This is a genomic window from Cypionkella sp., assembly GCF_036782355.1.
Classification (GTDB): Bacteria; Pseudomonadota; Alphaproteobacteria; order Rhodobacterales; family Rhodobacteraceae; genus Cypionkella.
This window is the reverse complement of the sequence record NZ_DAIPZF010000006.1, coordinates 20,539-35,764: the sequence shown is the minus strand read 5'-3', so window position 1 is coordinate 35,764 and position 15,226 is coordinate 20,539. Positions and strand designations below refer to the sequence as shown.

The following is a 15,226-nucleotide window of genomic DNA, read 5'->3' as shown; positions in this document are numbered from 1 at the left end:
ACCATACCCCGCTTAAACTGGCGCTTGGGGCGGTGTCAGCGGCTTGCACGCTACGGCGGCCGCCTTGACGCGCTGCCTTTCGCACAAGCTTCAGCTTTGGCCGCTATTTTTTGTTTGTTGCGCGCAGTTTACCTTGCTAGGCCTAGGGGAAGGGGGACGCCATGTCACACTCATACCAATTCAGCCACGCCATCACCCGCAAGCCCAGCCCCGAGGTGGTGGCAGGTCTGCGCGCTGTCGATCTTGGCGCGCCGGATTTTGCGCTGATGCTGCAACATCATAGCGACTACATCGCAGCCCTGCGTGCGACCGGGGCGCAGGTGATCGAGCTGGACGCCCTGCCCGCCTATCCTGATTCTGTCTTTGTCGAAGACACCGCCCTTTGCCTGCCCGAAGGCGCTGTAATCATGCGGCCGGGCGCGCCGTCGCGCTTGGGCGAGGCGGCCGAGATGGCGCCGCATCTGGCGCAACTTTACCGCCAAACCGTCCAGATCAGCGGCGCTGACAGCTTTATCGAGGGCGGCGATATTCTGGTGACAGGGCACGAGGTTCTGGTCGGCCGCTCGGCGCGCACCAATGCGGCGGGGATTGCGGAACTGGCGGCGCTGATCAGCCCATGGGGCCACCGGCTGCGCGAGGTCATCACGCCAGAGGGCGTGCTGCATTTCAAAACCGACTGCTCGCTTTTGGATGCAGATACCGTGCTTGCGACCCGCAGACTGGCGGCCTCGGGCTGTTTTGAGGGCTACCGCGTCATCGAGGTGGCCGAGGGCGAAGAGGCCTGCGCCAATACCATTCGCTTTAATGATGCCGTGATCGCGCCGGCGGGCTTTGCGCGCACCATGGCACGGCTGACCGAGGCGGGGTTCAAAGTCGTGCAGATTGGCAATTCGGAATGTGCCAAATTGGATGGCGGCATGTCCTGCCTATCTTTACGCTTCACCCCGCAGCCGTGATCGGGCTTTTGTCGGGCATCGTTGCGCGCTAAGTTACGCGGACAGTTTTGCAGCTATTGAGAGTTTTATGAGTAAAGCGCCTGTTTTTAACATTCTTGCTGTGGTGCAATCGGGGCGGTTGCAATACGAGGCGCTGCTTTTGGCCGCAAGTCTGCGTGCCAGCAATCCCGATTTTCAAGGCAAGCTTTATCTGGCTGAACCGCAGCAGGGCGGCAAATGGAAGCGCAATCCCGCAGTGTCCAACCCTGAAATACGCGCGGCGCTGCGGGATCTGGGGGCCGAGTTTCTGCCCTTTGAAGCACAGGTCTTTGGCCAAGACTACCCGCATGGCAATAAGATCGAAGCTGTCGCCCTGCTGCCCGAGGCGCCGTTTTTGTTTCTTGACACAGATACGCTTCTGCTGGGTGATCTGGGCAGCTTGGGCTTTGATTTCAACCGTCCCTCGGCCTCGATGCGGCGCGAAGGCACATGGCCAATCCCCAGTCTTTACGGCCCCGATATTGGCGAGATTTGGCAAGAGCTTTACAACCACTTTGACTTGGATTTTGCCGCCAGTTTGGATCTCAGCCAGCCCGAAGGCTATTGGCAACGCTATCTTTATTTTAATGCCGGCTGGTTTTTCCACGCCAGCCCGCGCGTCTTTGCCAAGCGGTTTCTGACCTATGCAATCGCTTTGCGCGACGCGCCACCGCCTGCCATGATCGGCCAGGAGCTTTACCCTTGGCTGGACCAGATCGCCTTGCCTTTGGTGATCAGCAGTCTGGGCGGCGGCAGGCCGGGGCCAGAGCTTGCAGGCCTGGACAGCGATGTCACCTGCCATTATCGCAGCTTGCCGCTGCTTTATGCCCGCGAAAGCGACAGCGCCGTGGCGATGCTTGAACAGATTTGCGCGCCCAAAGAGATGCGCAAGCTGCTGCGCGAACACGAACAGGTCAAGCTGATGGTCTATCAAAATCGCGGCAAGAAAGTGCGGGCGCTGTTCGATCAGGCCGATCTGCCCAAACGCGAGCGCGCCATTCGTTTTGTGCTGAAACGCGAGGGCTATTGGCTGCGCTAAAGCCGCAGCACCGGCAAGAGCGAGGCGACCAAAAGGGCTGCCATCGTCCAATTAAACGCCCGCAAGCGCGCAGGCACCGCCAACCAGCCGCGCAAGCCCTCGCCCATCGCCGCCCAGACCGAGACCGAGGGGAAATTGACGCAGGCAAACACCAAGGCCACCAAAGCGGCGGCTTGCACCGTGCCCTCGGGCGCATAGGCCGAGGTCGCCCCCAACGCCATCGCCCAAGCCTTGGGGTTGACCCACTGAAACGCCGCAGCCTGCAAAAAGCTGAACGGCTTGCCCCCGACTTGCGCCCCCTTTGGCGCCGCCGAATGGGCGATTTTCCACGCCAGCCAAAGCATATAGCTGACCGAAGCCAGCTTCAGCACGATCAGCGCTTGCGGTGCCGAATGGATCACCCCCGCCAGCCCCAAACCGACCAGAAACACCATCAGGCTATGGCCCAGCGAAATGCCCAGCATATGCGGCAAACTGCGGCGCAGGCCAAAGTTCACCCCCGAGGCCAGCAGCATCATATTGTTCGGCCCCGGCGTGACCGAGGTGACAAAGGCAAAGCCCAAAAGGCCAATGAAAAGATCATATGTCATCGCGGCAGTATTGCAGAACGCGGCAGAAAAAGATTGCAAATGCCGCGATAAAGCAGCAATATTTGCAACAAATGTCCAATTTTGACGCCATAGATCATAAAATATTGCGCGAGCTGTCGCGCGACAGTTCGCAGTCGAACCTGCATCTGGCGCAAAAGGTTGGGCTTTCGGCCTCAGCCTGTTTGCGCCGCGTGCAAGCGCTGGAATCGGCTGGGGTGATCAAGGGCTACCGCGCTGTGCTTGACCCGGCCAAGCTGGGCATCAGCTTTGTGGCCTATGTCACCGTTGGGCTGAACAGCCACACCAAAGCCGCGCAAGAGGCCTTTGAACGCGCCATCTCGCGCGCGGCGCAGGTGCGCGAATGCCATAATATCACCGGAACCGTCGAATATCTGTTGCGGGTCGAGGCGCGCGATCTGGCCAGCTATAAATTCTTTCATGCCGAGGTTTTGGGCGTGCTGCCGCAGGTGCAATCCATCACCAGCTATGTTGTGATGGACAGCCCGAAAGACGAGCGCGCCTAATGCGCAAACACGCCGTCTAGGCTGGGAAAGCCCTTGATCTCAATCGGGTTTCCCGATGGGTCACGGAAAAACATCGTCCATTGCTCGCCCGGCTCGCCCTCAAAGCGCACCGAAGGCGGCAGCACAAAATCAACACCCGCGGCAAGCAGACGGTCCGCCAAGGCGCGCCAGTCTGGCAGATGCAGCACCAGCCCCATATGCGGCATCGGCACCAGATGCGCGCCCACTTTGCCGGTGTTTGTGGTGGCAAAGGGCCTGCCCAGATGCAGGCTAAGTTGATGGCCGAAAAAGTTGAAATCGACCCAAGTCTCGGTGCTGCGCCCCTCGGCACAGCCCAAGGTGCCGCCGTAAAAGCTGCGTGCCTCGTCAAGATCAGTCACATGCAGGGCAAGGTGAAACGGCGTCAGCATCGCGGGCTCCTTTGGGGTTGCATGATGCTAACAAGGCTGGGCCGGGGCGCAAGGCGAAAGGCACGCGCCCAACAGCACAAAGCCAGACCTGCGGTCTTCAAGCATAACATATTGATATTGCAATCTATCGCAGTGTTTCCTTCCAGCAATAGCGTTTGCCCGTGGCGATTTGATCGCATAGTCTTGCAGCCAAATCACCCTTGGAGGACCCGATGAGCACCACTCTTGGTTTTGACACCCTTGCCGTTCATGCTGGCGCAGAGCCTGATCCGGCCACTGGCGCGCGGCAGGTGCCGATCTATCAGACCACCGCCTATGTGTTTCGCGATGCCGATCACGCGGCGAAATTGTTTAACCTACAAGAGGTTGGCTATATCTATTCGCGCCTGACCAACCCGACCGTTTCGGCCTTAGCCAATCGGGTCGCAGCGCTTGAGGGCGGGGCGGGGGCTGTCTGCTGCTCGTCGGGCCATGCCGCACAGCTGATGGCGCTGTTTCCGCTGATGCAGCCGGGTTGCAATGTGGTGGCCTCGTCGCGGCTTTACGGCGGCACCATCCAGCAATTTGCCAATACCATCCGCAAATTCGGCTGGTCGGCGAAATTCGTCGATACCGACGATCTGCTGGCGGTCGAACATGCGATTGATGAAAACACCCGCGCGGTGTTCTGCGAAACCATCGCCAACCCCGGCGGCTATGTCACCGATCTGGACGCGCTGGCGCGGATCGCCGATCAGGCGGGCATTCCGCTGATCGTCGATAACACCACCGCCACGCCCTATCTGTGCCGCCCGATCGAGCATGGCGCGACGCTGGTGGTGCATTCGGCCACCAAATACCTGACCGGCAACGGCACGGTCACCGGCGGCGTTGTGGTTGACAGCGGCAAGTTCGATTGGTCGAAGAACGACAAATTCCCCAGCCTGTCGCAGCCAGAACCCGCCTATCACGGGCTGAACTTTCACGGCGCTTTGGGGGCGATGGCCTTTACCTTCCATTCCATCGCCGTGGGTCTGCGCGATCTGGGCATGACGATGAACCCACAGGGCGCGCATTACACCCTGATGGGGATCGAGACGCTGTCGCTGCGCATGCAGCGCCATGTCGAAAACGCCATGACCGTGGCGCAATACCTCGAGCAAGACCCGCGGGTCGAGGCTGTCACCTATGCCGGCCTGAAATCTTCGCCCTATAACCACCGCGCGCTGTCGATGCTGCCAAAGGGTGCGGGGGCTTTGTTCACGGTCTCGGTCAAGGGCGGCTATGACGCTTGCGTCAAGCTGGTCGATAGCCTCAAGCTGTTCAGCCATGTCGCCAACCTTGGCGATACCCGCAGTTTGATCATCCACCCCGCCTCGACCACCCACCGCCAATTGGATGAGGCTGCGCAAATCAAGGCCGGGGCCGCGCCAAATGTGGTACGTCTGTCCATCGGCATCGAAGATGTGCGCGACATCATCGCCGATCTGGATCAGGCGCTGACGGCTGCGACCGCTTAAGGCGGGTCAAGACCTCCCCTCGCGGATGGACTGCGAGGGGAAAGCCTTTGGTATTAGGGCCGTTTTCCCCATAAGCCCCCCCCGCCAAAGGCCTCGCATCGGGGCTCTGGGCGGTCTGGGATAAGGTCTGGGCGGAAAACCGCGAAAAACTTGGCTTTTTCTTTTCTTCGGCGAATTCCTGCTATACGAAGGAAGCTATTCTGGGCTGTGTTCCCGCAGGCCTTCCTCTTGTGCTAGACCCGTGACATGAAACCAGCTTTCGCCCTCGACTTCCGAAATGACTCTGTCAGCCTGTTGCACCGTTCTGCCGTTGGCTGGCAGTTGCTGGGCAAGGTTGCGCTTGACACCCCCGATCTGCCCGAGGCGCTGACCTATCTGCGCTCGACTGCGCTGGGGCTTTCGCCCAAGTCTCTGACAAGCAAGCTGATTATCCCCAACGAGCAGATCCTTTACACCCGCGTCACAGCCCCTGGCCCAACTGCGGCCGAGCGGCTGGCACAAGTGACCAAGGCGCTGGAAGGCCGCACCCCTTATGAGGTCGCCGATCTGGCCTTTGACATTCTGGGCGAGGGGCCCGAGGTGATCGTTGCGGTGATCGCCAAGGAAACGCTGGCCGAGGCCGAGGCTTTTGCGGTCGAGCATCGCTTTAATCCGGTGTCTTTCGTCGCGGTGCCAGAAATGGCCGAGATCCGCGGCGAGCCTTGGTTTGGCATGACAACTGGAGCGGAAAACTATCTTGGCGCCGGCAAAAAGGTCGAGCGTGACAAAGAGGCCGTGGCCATCGCGCAGCCGCCTGCCGCGCCCGAGGCAGAGCCCGCACCCCAGCCTGAACCAGCACAAGCGCCTGAAATCGCAGCCGCAGCGGCCCCTGTTGTCGCGCCTGAAATCGCAGCCGCACCCGAGCCTGCGCCTGCCCCCGAGACCGCAGCCGCGGTCCAAGCCCCCGAGGCCCCCGCCGCACCCGAGCAAGCACCGCAGCCCGTGCAGCCGCAGCTTGATCTGCCGGCCCCGTCAAGCCAACCGCTGGCCGCCGCGCGCCCTGCCCCACCGGCCACCGATGCCGCCACCGACCGCGAGCTGATCGCGCGTTTGGGCGACACTTTGGCCCAGCCCATCGCCCAGCCGCCTTTGGCCAGCCCCGCCAGCCTGCTTGATATCGACGAGGCCCCGATGGCGCTGGATGTTGCGCCCGACGAAGGGTCAGACGACGAGCCGCAAGGCGCTGACATCATTCGCGCCGCCCTCTCGGGCAAATCCGCGCGGGTGACAGAGACCACGATTGACGATCCACAGCCCGTCACACCTGCGGTCTCTGGGTTGATGGGCTTTAGCAGCCGTCGGGTTGATGCCACAGCGGCAGCAGGCAAAGCGCCCTCGCTTGGTGCCGCGCCCAGCCTGCGCGCCAGCAGCCGTCCGGCTGCCAAAGCCGCCGCCGCGCCGAAGGCCGCAGGTCTGGCCAAACGCGGTATCGGTGCCTTAAGCAGCGCCGCCACCGCCACCGCAAATGCCGCCAAGCGGCAAAAGGTCGAGCTGCCGGCGGCTTCCGCCAATGCCGCAGCCACACTGGCCGCCGCCCCCGAAGCGCGCAAAGCCTTGCCAAAGGGCCCCGGCGGCTTTGCGCTGCGCAAACCGGTGCGGGGCAAGCCGCGTTACCTTGGCTTGATCCTGACCGTGGTTTTGCTGTTTTTGTTAGCAATGGTGGCGGCATGGTCCTCTTATTCCTTGGGGGCTTGGAACACCGCCCCAGACCTGCCCGAGCCCGCGCAGACCGAGGCTGTGCAAACCGCAGGTGCCGCCCCCGAAGCCATTGCCACGCCTGATCTGGCCCAAACGGCACAGGCTGTGTCCGATGCCGCTGATGAAATCGCGGCCGATCTGCAAGATTCCGAGGCGATTGCCGACGGGCAGGCCACGCCGGCGCTTGACCCTTCTCCGCAAGACCGCGCCGATGCGCCTTTGATCGAACAAACAGCACCTGTGGCCGCAGCCTCGCTTGGTATGCAGGATGAAATCTACCTTGCCGCGATGGATGCGCCGCCGACTGCGCCCGACCCGCTGTCGCTGCCGCTGCCCGAAACGAGCGGCGATACGATGCCGGTCGCACAGGCTGCACCACCACCCTTTGGCACGGTTTATCAATTTGCCGAGAATGGCAGCATCCGCCCCACCCCCGAGGGGATCATCACGCCCGAGGGCGTTATGCTGCGGGCCGGCCGTCCCCCCTTGGTTCCCGCCGAGCGCCCCCTGACAGCTGCGCCCACCGACCTTCCTGCCGCCGCGGCTTTGGCCGCCGCCGCCGTGCCGGTGCCCGTGCCCGCCATCGCCTTTGCCGACCCAGCGCTTGCCGGAAAACTGCCCAAACCGCGTCCGGCCAATCTGGTGCCCGCACGCCCCGCAGATCAGGGCTCGCTTGCTCCCGAGGCCGGCAGCCGCCTTGCCGGTCTGCGCCCGCAGCCGCGCCCACAGCAGGTGCTGGCAGCAGGCGAAACCGCAAGGCAGGCCAGTGCGGCGGCAACCCTCTCCAGCGCAGCCTCGCTGCTGACACCCGCAAGCGCCAGCCCACAAGCCGTTGCAATCAGCCGCAAACCTGCTGCCCGCCCGCGTGATATGAGCCGGGCTGTTGAAGCGGCCATTGCCTCGGCCATGCTGCAACCCGATGCGGCGCTGGCAAGTTCGACCGCAGGGATTGCACAGCAACCCGCAGCCCCCGAAGCCGATGGCGAACCCGAGGTCGTGGCCTCGACTCAAAAGACACCACTGCGCACCACCGTAGCCAAGCAGGCGACCTATAAGAACGCGCTCAACATGTCGCAGACGAATCTGATCGGCGTCTATGGCACCCAATCCAGCCGCTATGCTTTGGTGCGCCAATCCAATGGCCGCTACAAAAAAGTCAGGGTCGGCGACAGCATTGACGGCGGGCGGGTGGCGGCGATCACGCCAACCGAAGTGCGTTATCAAAAGGGCAATCGGCTGATCGCACTGGCGATGCCCAAGTATTAGGCTGTGCCATCGGCGGCAGTCCATGGGTCGCACCTTGGGACCTGACAGCAAAGTGACAGATCTTTAAGCCTGCTAAGATATTTTCATCGTGCAATCCGCTTGCGGCCCAGCCTGCCATGCGGGACACTCTGTCCAATCCCCATCGGGACAAAAAGCGCCTTTCGCGGCCGCGGTGTCCCCTAACGAAAGTGACTGATGGAAAGTTTCCTGTTCCAAGCCTCGATCTACCTAGGCGCCGCGGTTCTGGTGGTGCCTTTGGCGGTGCGGCTGGGGCTTGGCTCGGTGCTGGGCTATCTGGCGGCGGGCATTCTGATGGGGCCGATCTTGGGGCTTGCGGGCACCGAAACCAGTGATTTGCAGCATTTTGCCGAATTCGGCGTGGTTTTGATGCTGTTTCTGATCGGGCTGGAGCTTGAACCGAAAACCCTGTGGGAGATGCGGCACAAGCTGCTTGGCATGGGCGGCGCGCAGGTGATTGGCACCATGGTGGCGGCCTATGGCCTGCTGATCTGGTTTGAACATACCCCTTCGGTCGCGCTTATCCTGGCAATGATGGCAGCGCTGTCCTCGACCGCTATCGTGTTGCAAACGCTGTCAGAAAAGAACCTGATGCGCACCCAAGGCGGGCGCTCGGCGTTTTCGGTCCTGCTGACGCAAGACATCGCGGTGATCCCGATGCTGGCGATCATCCCGCTGCTGACCCTGCCGGAATACCAAGGCCCAAGTTCGGCGCAATTTGGCATCGTCAATCCGGACACCGCCGCCCCTGCGGTGGAAAGCGCGGCCGAACCGCTGATGACTTTGGTGCAATCGCTGCCGGGCTGGGCTGCGACCTTGGTCACCATTGCCATCGTTGTGGGCATTGTTTTGGCGGGCCATTACCTAAGCCGGCCGGTGTTTCGCTTTGTCCATGCCGCCAAATTGCCCGAGATGAGCACCTTTATCTCTTTGCTGATGGTGCTGGGGATTGCGTTTTTGATGATGCTGGTCGGCCTCTCGCCCGCTTTGGGCACTTTTGTGGCAGGCGTGGTTCTGGCCAACTCGGAGTTTCGCCATCAGCTAGAGGCCGATCTGAAACCCTTTAAAGGCCTGCTGCTGGGGCTGTTTTTCATGACGGTGGGGGTGGGGATCAACTTTGGCATGTTGGCGCGCCAGCCCTTTACCGTGCTGGGGCTGACGCTGGGCCTGATGCTGATCAAGGCGCTGATTTTGTTGGTGATTGCCTTTGCGTTCAAGCTTAAGCCGCAAGACCGCTGGCTGTTTTCACTTAGCCTTGCGCAGGGCGGCGAGTTTGGCTTTCTACTGGTCAGCTTTGCGCGCTCGGAACGCGCCTTGCCGCTGGCGGCAGGGCAGATGGCGCTTTTGGTGATCAGCCTGTCGATGCTGCTGACGCCTTTGCTGTTCATCGGCTATGATTATCTCAGCAAACGCTTTGCCCCCGCCAAACCCACGCAAGCCCCCGATGAGATCACCGCCAAGGGTCAGGTGATTGTCGCGGGGATTGGGCGGTTTGGTCAGGTGGTCAACCGCTTGGTGCGCACCTCTGGCATTCCGACCGTGGTTTTGGACAGCGATATGCAAACCATTGAAACCATGCGCCGCTTTGGCGTGCAGGGGTTTTTCGGCGACCCCGCACGCCCCGAATTGCTAGAGGCCGCAGGTCTGGGCGAGGCACAGGTGATTGTGGTGGCGGTGGATGATCGCGACACCTGCACGCGGATTGTGCGCTATGCCCGCTCGCGCAGGCCCGATATTCACATCGTCGCCCGCGCCAGCGACCGCGTGCATGTCTATGAATTATATCAGGCCGGTGCCAATGACATCGTCCGCGAAACCTTTGACAGCTCGATCCGAGCGGGGCGCTATGTTCTGGAAAACATGGGATTTTCGGAATACGAGGCTGCAAAGGTCAGCCAAGCCTATTTCCGCATCGACCGCGCTGCGATGCGCGATCTGGCCAAGGCTTGGGTGCCGGGGCAGCCAGTCTATCTGAACGAGGCCTATGTTGAACGCGCCAAACAATTGGACCGCGATCTGGAAAACGCCCTGATGGAAGAGCTGCATGACGTCAGCCTGATGGCCCCCGAAGACGATCTGGACGAGGGCGCGCCCGAAGCGGCACCCGAAGACAGCCCGCAGATATTGGCCGAACCAAGCCCCGCCACCAAGCCCGAAGCATAAAAAAAGGCGGCCCCGCAGGACCGCCGTTTTTCGCATGTCTCAGCCGATCAGGCTGCGCGGCCAACCAATACGTCGCCGACTTTTTTCTGCGCGCCGGCCTCATCCACGCCCGAAACCGCAGCAACTTCACGGGTCAACCGCTCGAGTGCAGCTTCATAAAGCTGGCGTTCGGAATAGGACTGTTCGCGCTGATCGTCCGAGCGGTGCAGGTCGCGCACGACCTCTGCAATCGCCATCAGGTCGCCCGAGTTGATCTTTTGCTCGTATTCCTGCGCGCGGCGCGACCACATCGCACGCTTAACGCGGGCCTTGCCCTTCAGCGTGTCCAAAGCCTTGGTCACCACATCGGGGGTCGAGAGCGAGCGCATGCCGACATCTGTCGCCTTATGGGTCGGAACCCGCAGCGTCATCTTGTCTTTTTCAAAGGAAATCACAAAGAGTTCCAGCACGAGACCTGCGATCTCTTGCTCTTCAATAGAGACGATTTTGCCAACACCATGCGCCGGATAAACTACGAATTCATTCGGGCGGAAGTCAGGCTTCTTCGATTTGGTCATTCAGTCATTTCCTCGGCTAGACCCCTGTTCCACGCAAAAAGCCAACGTCGCTAGAAATATTCCAGCGAGGCATCGGGTTTTTCTATGGAATGTGACCCTGAAGCAGGCAGCAAAGGGGTCTGTTACAAGCGTCCGTGTTTGTTTGTGAAATCAGTGTAACACAAAAAACCACTGATTCCAACTGCCGCATATCGCAACAGATTCGCGGCAAGGCGTTGTTCTATATCAGCTTTCCCAAAAGCCCAGAGGTGATCACAGCAAAGTAGGCCGAATCAGGCGCAGATCAGCCGCCCAAGCCTGCGGCTTCAGAGAAGTATTTCTCTTTCTTGCCGGTTTCGCCATCGCGCGCCTCGGCCTCTGGCAGCGGGTCTTTTTTGGTGACGATCACCGGCCACATTTCGGAATACTTGCGGTTAAAAGTCACCCAAGCGTCCATATCAGGCTCGGTATCGGGCCGAATGGCATCGGCAGGGCATTCGGGTTCACAAACGCCGCAGTCAATGCATTCATCTGGATGGATCACCAGCATGTTCTCGCCCTCGTAAAAACAATCCACGGGGCAGACTTCGACGCAGTCGGTGTATTTGCAGGCAATGCAGTTGTCGATCACCACATAGGTCATGGGGGCAGGCTCCTATTTCCGCAAAGTCTGGTTACTAAAGCCAGCCGCATCATTCAAGCGGTGGATCGGTCGCAGGCACGAGATCTTCGTACATCTGTTGGGCTTGGGCCGCAGCGCCACGGATTTCGCCCAAGGCAAGCACCCGCACCACTCTGATTTGGCGGCCCTGAGGAAAGGTCAGCACATCACCCAGATGCACGCCATGCGCCGATTTGCGGCAGGGCTGACTGTTCAGGCGCAGATGCCCCGAGGCCACCAGATCGGCCGCCAGCACCCGTGATTTAAAGAACCGCGCCGCCCAAAGCCATTTGTCCAACCGCACACGCGGCTGGACAAATGGATCAGGCTTGGCGCTTGGCCCCGCCAATCAGAGCTTGGCCTTCAGCGCCATCAAAGCGGCGAAGGGATTGTCGGGGTCGATCGGCTTTTCAGCGCGCGGTGGGCGCTGTTCGTAGGTTTTCGGCTTGTGGTCGTCGCGCGCGCCACCCTTGCCTTGCGGCTTGCCGCCCTTGGCGTGATCGCGCTTGCCTTCGGGACGTTTGCCCTCGGGGCGCGGGCCACGCGGGGCGTCGCCGTCTTTGCGCGGCTCGCGCGCAGGCCTGTCACCGCGCGGGGCGGTGTCAGCGCGTGCCGTGCCTTCTGGACGCGGGCTGCGCTCGGGGCGCGGACTACGCTCAGGACGCGCACGCGGCTTTGGCGCCCAAGTGAAGGTGTAATAGGCCTCCATCTCGGCCACGGCTTCGGGGTCGGGATGCACGAAAGCCGATTCTTCTTCGGTGATCGGCTGGATCGGCGCGTTGGGATCGACGGCAACCGGAACCGGTGCGGCCTTGACCTTTGGCCGTTCAGCCTTTTCGCCCTTATAGCCCAGACCGCCCATCAGATCGCTGAATTGTTCCAGCGTCATACCAGTGATCGACAGCATGTCGGGCGTGGCTTCAAAGCCCGCACGGCTGTCTTTGGTGCGCAAAATATCGGCCAGACGTTCCAGCATGTCGATGCGGATCGCACGCGCGCCTGCGGGGTGATAGCCTGCAAGCGTGTAATGCATCGTCGGCACAGCGGCGATATTGGGGATGGTCACCAGACCCGGAGGCGGGCTTTCAGGGAATTCATCCAAACCGTTCCACAAAGACCACAGCACCAGCCGCAGACGGGTTGGCGCGGGCTTCAGCAGCGCGGGCAAAAAGATGGTAAACTGACCAAAGCGCACGCCATGTTTGCGCAGCGCGCCGCGCGCCTCTTGGTCCAGATCCTTGACCTCGGTTGCGATCATATCGCGCGGGATAACCCCCAAACCTTCGGCCAAACGAAAGGCAAAGCCGCGCGCAAGCCCGGTCAGCGTCTCGTCACGCCCCATCGCCAGCAAAGGGTCAAACCCCGCAGCAATCTTGCGGTCGATGAAATGCTGCAAGCGCCGGCGCACTTTGTCCGCGACATCGGGGCCGGCTTCGTCATCGACAAAAGCCTCGACCACAGGGCGGACGATATCGCCACCCTTGACCAGTTTCCCCATCGCGGTGGTGCCCCACATCAGGCCCCCCTGCTCGGTGAAATCCAATTCGGTATCGGGGGCATTGTAGAACCGATCCGCCCGCAGGTGGAATTCTGGTTTCAATGCCGCAATCGCTGCCTGGCGCAGGGTATGCGCCTCTTCCGAAGAGGCGGTCGCATCCTGTTGGAAACGGAACCCCTCAAGACGGCCAACGAATTCGCCCTCTACAGTTACTTCGCCCTTGTCATTCACCTCGGCCACGAGGGTCTCCTTCTGCTTCAACCGCCGCATCAGCACAGATGTGCGCCGGTCAACAAATCGTTGCGTCAGTGCCGCGTGTAACGCGTCTGACAATCGGTCTTCTACAGCGCGCGTCTCGTCACGCCAATGGCTTTCGTTCTCTACCCAGCCTTTGCGCTGTGCAACATAGGTCCAGGTGCGAATATAGGCCAGCCGTTTCGAGATGGTATCAATGTCGCCGCCGGCTTTATCAATGCGCGCGATGGCTTTTTCCAGCCATTCTGAAGGGATTCGGGTCTGCGCAAGCCCGCGTCCGGTCAAAAAGTCGAAAATCCGCGCCAAAAGCGTGACATGCTCGACCCCCGAGGCATTGCGGAAGTCGGGCACGCGGCAGACATCCCAAAGCAATTTAATCCGCTGGGGTGTGTTTAACTTGTCACGCACCTCGGGCAATTCGATCAGATATTTCAGCGCCAGCACGTCATCGGCATCACGCGCACGCGCCAGCCATTTGTTTTGCGTCGGCGCTTCAAGGCTGCGCAGCAACCGATCAACGCTGCCAAATTCCAGCGCGTGGTTGCGCCATTCCAGCTTGCGGATCGGGTCAAAGCGATGCTCTTCAATCGCCTCGATGGTTTCCTCGTCCAAGGGGCGCACCTCGCCCGTCACGCCAAAGGTGCCGTTTTCCTGATAGCGCCCAGCGCGGCCTGCGATCTGCGCCAGCTCTTGGGGATAAAGTGCGCGCATCCGGCGGCCGTCAAATTTCGAGGTGGCGGCAAAGGCGATGTGTTTGACATCCAAATTCAGCCCCATGCCAATGGCATCGGTGGCCACCAGATAATCAACCTCGCCGTTTTGATACATTGCCACTTGGGCGTTGCGGGTGCGCGGGCTGAGCGCCCCCATCACCACCGCGCAGCCGCCCTTGGTGCGGCGGATCAGCTCGGCGATGGCATAGACGTTTTCCACCGAAAACCCAACGATAGCAGAGCGTTCCGGCATCCGGCTGATCTTTTTCTGCCCAGTATAGGTCAGTTCGGAAAAGCGTTCGCGCTTGTGAAACTGCACGCCTTGGATCAGCCCCGCAATCGCAGGCCGCATGGTTTCGGCGCCCATAAACAGCGTCTCGTGCAGCCCGCGGGCGCGCAGCAGACGGTCGGTAAAGACATGACCGCGCTCGGGGTCGGCGCAAAGCTGGATCTCGTCCACCGCAACAAAATCGGCGCCAATATCCAAGGGCATCGCCTCGACGGTGCAGACCCAATATTGCGCACGGTCCGGCACAATGCGCTCTTCGCCCGTCATCAGCGCCACCACCGATGGCCCGCGTGAGGCCACGATGCGGTCGTAGACCTCGCGCGCAAGCAGGCGCAGCGGCAGGCCGATCACCCCCGTGCGGTGGCCCAGCATCCGTTCAATCGCGTAATGGGTTTTTCCGGTATTGGTCGGCCCAAGGACCGCCGTCACCCTGTGGTGCGCGTTCATATCTTGTGCCTTTGGTCGGGGTTAGAGGTCTTTGCCCTGAAGCTTGGTTTCGATTCGCCGAATGGCTTGCTCTACCCCATCGGCATGCGGGTTTATAGCGAGAGCGGCGCGATAAACCTCTAAAGCCTCGCTTGGCTTGTCCAATTCCTCAAAAATCGCGCCAAGACCCGCAAGCGCGCCGAAATGGCGCGGGTTCAGCGTTAGCACTTGGCCAATATCAGCAATGGCTGGCCCCAGATTTCCGGTTTGATAATAGGCGGTGGCGCGCGCATTCCAGCCTTCGGCAAAATCGGGGTCGTGGTCGATCAGCGCGGTCAGATGTTCAATCGCCACCTCTGGCGCGCCTTGGGCCATGGCATTGCGCCCGCGTTCCAGCAAAAGATCCATCGCGGGCGAACCCGATTTCGACCATTCGATCCAGATGTCTTGGGTGATGCGCTGTGATTCGGCCTCATCCGCGGTTTTCAGCCGCGCAAACAGATCATCCAGCGTCGCGGTCTGGCCAAAGGCAGGCGCGCCGGCCATAAAAACCAGCACAAGTGCCGCAACGATACGATTGTGTAACCCAAGATGCGCTTTCATAAGGCTAAGGTAACTTAAGCTGTGC

13 protein-coding genes are annotated in these 15,226 nt (G+C 61.0%); 6 read left to right on the top strand and 7 right to left on the bottom strand.

The genetic code is table 11. The annotated features are described in order from the left end of the window. Nucleotides 1–161 precede the first annotated feature (161 nt). Nucleotides 162–956: a dimethylarginine dimethylaminohydrolase family protein gene (locus tag V7Q10_RS03615; RefSeq protein ID WP_333867680.1), complete on the top strand. Its 795-nt coding sequence runs from the start codon at nucleotides 162–164 to the stop codon at nucleotides 954–956. Between the two features lie 67 nt (nucleotides 957–1,023). Further along, a complete protein-coding gene (locus tag V7Q10_RS03610) occupies nucleotides 1,024–2,013 on the top strand; it encodes a hypothetical protein (RefSeq protein WP_333867679.1) in 990 nt (329 codons plus the stop codon). On the opposite strand, the gene V7Q10_RS03605 is transcribed toward V7Q10_RS03610, so the two are convergent. Next, on the bottom strand, nucleotides 2,010–2,603 hold the full coding sequence (locus tag V7Q10_RS03605; protein WP_333867678.1) for a LysE family translocator: 594 nt from the start codon (nucleotides 2,601–2,603) through the stop codon (nucleotides 2,010–2,012). The genes V7Q10_RS03610 and V7Q10_RS03605 overlap by 4 nt on opposite strands. 71 nt (nucleotides 2,604–2,674) lie before the next feature. Between V7Q10_RS03605 and V7Q10_RS03600 the strand changes: the two genes are divergently transcribed. Then, the gene (locus V7Q10_RS03600) at nucleotides 2,675–3,127 is read left to right on the top strand and encodes an Lrp/AsnC family transcriptional regulator (RefSeq protein ID WP_333867749.1); all 453 of its coding nucleotides are present in this window, start codon (nucleotides 2,675–2,677) and stop codon (nucleotides 3,125–3,127) included. Here V7Q10_RS03600 and V7Q10_RS03595 read toward each other — a convergent pair. Next, on the bottom strand, nucleotides 3,124–3,537 hold the full coding sequence (locus V7Q10_RS03595) for a VOC family protein (protein WP_333867677.1): 414 nt from the start codon (nucleotides 3,535–3,537) through the stop codon (nucleotides 3,124–3,126). The two genes, V7Q10_RS03600 and V7Q10_RS03595, sit on opposite strands and share 4 nt — an antisense overlap. Before the next feature lie 212 nt (nucleotides 3,538–3,749). Here V7Q10_RS03595 and V7Q10_RS03590 point away from each other — a divergent pair, with 212 nt between their 5' ends. The 3 genes from V7Q10_RS03590 (at nucleotide 3,750) to V7Q10_RS03580 (ending at nucleotide 10,220) form a co-directional block, all read left to right on the top strand. Beyond that, nucleotides 3,750–5,036, top strand: coding sequence for an O-acetylhomoserine aminocarboxypropyltransferase/cysteine synthase family protein (locus V7Q10_RS03590; RefSeq protein ID WP_333867676.1), 1,287 nt, complete (start codon nucleotides 3,750–3,752; stop codon nucleotides 5,034–5,036). A gap of 246 nt (nucleotides 5,037–5,282) precedes the next feature. Further along, nucleotides 5,283–8,039: a hypothetical protein gene (locus V7Q10_RS03585; RefSeq protein ID WP_333867675.1), complete on the top strand. Its 2,757-nt coding sequence runs from the start codon at nucleotides 5,283–5,285 to the stop codon at nucleotides 8,037–8,039. A 195-nt stretch (nucleotides 8,040–8,234) separates the two neighbouring features. Next, on the top strand, nucleotides 8,235–10,220 hold the full coding sequence (locus V7Q10_RS03580; RefSeq protein ID WP_333867674.1) for a cation:proton antiporter domain-containing protein: 1,986 nt from the start codon (nucleotides 8,235–8,237) through the stop codon (nucleotides 10,218–10,220). 47 nt (nucleotides 10,221–10,267) lie between these two features. On the opposite strand, the gene V7Q10_RS03575 is transcribed toward V7Q10_RS03580, so the two are convergent. From V7Q10_RS03575 to V7Q10_RS03555, 5 genes are all read right to left on the bottom strand, one after another. Next, nucleotides 10,268–10,777 (bottom strand): CarD family transcriptional regulator, encoded by a 510-nt coding sequence (locus V7Q10_RS03575; RefSeq protein ID WP_333867673.1) that lies wholly within the window; start codon nucleotides 10,775–10,777, stop codon nucleotides 10,268–10,270. A 283-nt stretch (nucleotides 10,778–11,060) separates the two neighbouring features. Then, complete coding sequence (gene fdxA / locus V7Q10_RS03570) at nucleotides 11,061–11,399, bottom strand: ferredoxin FdxA (protein ID WP_333867672.1); 339 nt, start codon at nucleotides 11,397–11,399, stop codon at nucleotides 11,061–11,063. Between the two features lie 49 nt (nucleotides 11,400–11,448). Beyond that, on the bottom strand, nucleotides 11,449–11,766 hold the full coding sequence (locus V7Q10_RS03565; RefSeq protein WP_333867671.1) for an RNA-binding S4 domain-containing protein: 318 nt from the start codon (nucleotides 11,764–11,766) through the stop codon (nucleotides 11,449–11,451). After that, the gene (locus tag V7Q10_RS03560) at nucleotides 11,767–14,619 is read right to left on the bottom strand and encodes a helicase-related protein (protein ID WP_333867670.1); all 2,853 of its coding nucleotides are present in this window, start codon (nucleotides 14,617–14,619) and stop codon (nucleotides 11,767–11,769) included. It abuts the gene before it with no gap. Between the two features lie 21 nt (nucleotides 14,620–14,640). Further along, complete coding sequence (locus V7Q10_RS03555; protein ID WP_333867669.1) at nucleotides 14,641–15,201, bottom strand: tetratricopeptide repeat protein; 561 nt, start codon at nucleotides 15,199–15,201, stop codon at nucleotides 14,641–14,643. Nucleotides 15,202–15,226: the final 25 nt, after the last annotated feature.

Bases quoted from the DNA above. Each gene is read 5' to 3' on its own strand.
- V7Q10_RS03600 (WP_333867749.1), top strand. From the start codon at position 2,675: ATGTCCAATTTTGACGCCATAGATCATAAAATATTGCGCGAGCTGTCG.
- V7Q10_RS03605 (WP_333867678.1), bottom strand. From the start codon at position 2,603: ATGACATATGATCTTTTCATTGGCCTTTTGGGCTTTGCCTTTGTCACC.
- V7Q10_RS03610 (WP_333867679.1), top strand. From the start codon at position 1,024: ATGAGTAAAGCGCCTGTTTTTAACATTCTTGCTGTGGTGCAATCGGGG.
- V7Q10_RS03595 (WP_333867677.1), bottom strand. From the start codon at position 3,537: ATGCTGACGCCGTTTCACCTTGCCCTGCATGTGACTGATCTTGACGAG.
- V7Q10_RS03615 (WP_333867680.1), top strand. From the start codon at position 162: ATGTCACACTCATACCAATTCAGCCACGCCATCACCCGCAAGCCCAGC.
- V7Q10_RS03585 (WP_333867675.1), top strand. From the start codon at position 5,283: ATGAAACCAGCTTTCGCCCTCGACTTCCGAAATGACTCTGTCAGCCTG.
- V7Q10_RS03575 (WP_333867673.1), bottom strand. From the start codon at position 10,777: ATGACCAAATCGAAGAAGCCTGACTTCCGCCCGAATGAATTCGTAGTT.
- V7Q10_RS03580 (WP_333867674.1), top strand. From the start codon at position 8,235: ATGGAAAGTTTCCTGTTCCAAGCCTCGATCTACCTAGGCGCCGCGGTT.
- V7Q10_RS03555 (WP_333867669.1), bottom strand. From the start codon at position 15,201: ATGAAAGCGCATCTTGGGTTACACAATCGTATCGTTGCGGCACTTGTG.
- V7Q10_RS03560 (WP_333867670.1), bottom strand. From the start codon at position 14,619: ATGAACGCGCACCACAGGGTGACGGCGGTCCTTGGGCCGACCAATACC.
- fdxA (WP_333867672.1), bottom strand. From the start codon at position 11,399: ATGACCTATGTGGTGATCGACAACTGCATTGCCTGCAAATACACCGAC.
- V7Q10_RS03590 (WP_333867676.1), top strand. From the start codon at position 3,750: ATGAGCACCACTCTTGGTTTTGACACCCTTGCCGTTCATGCTGGCGCA.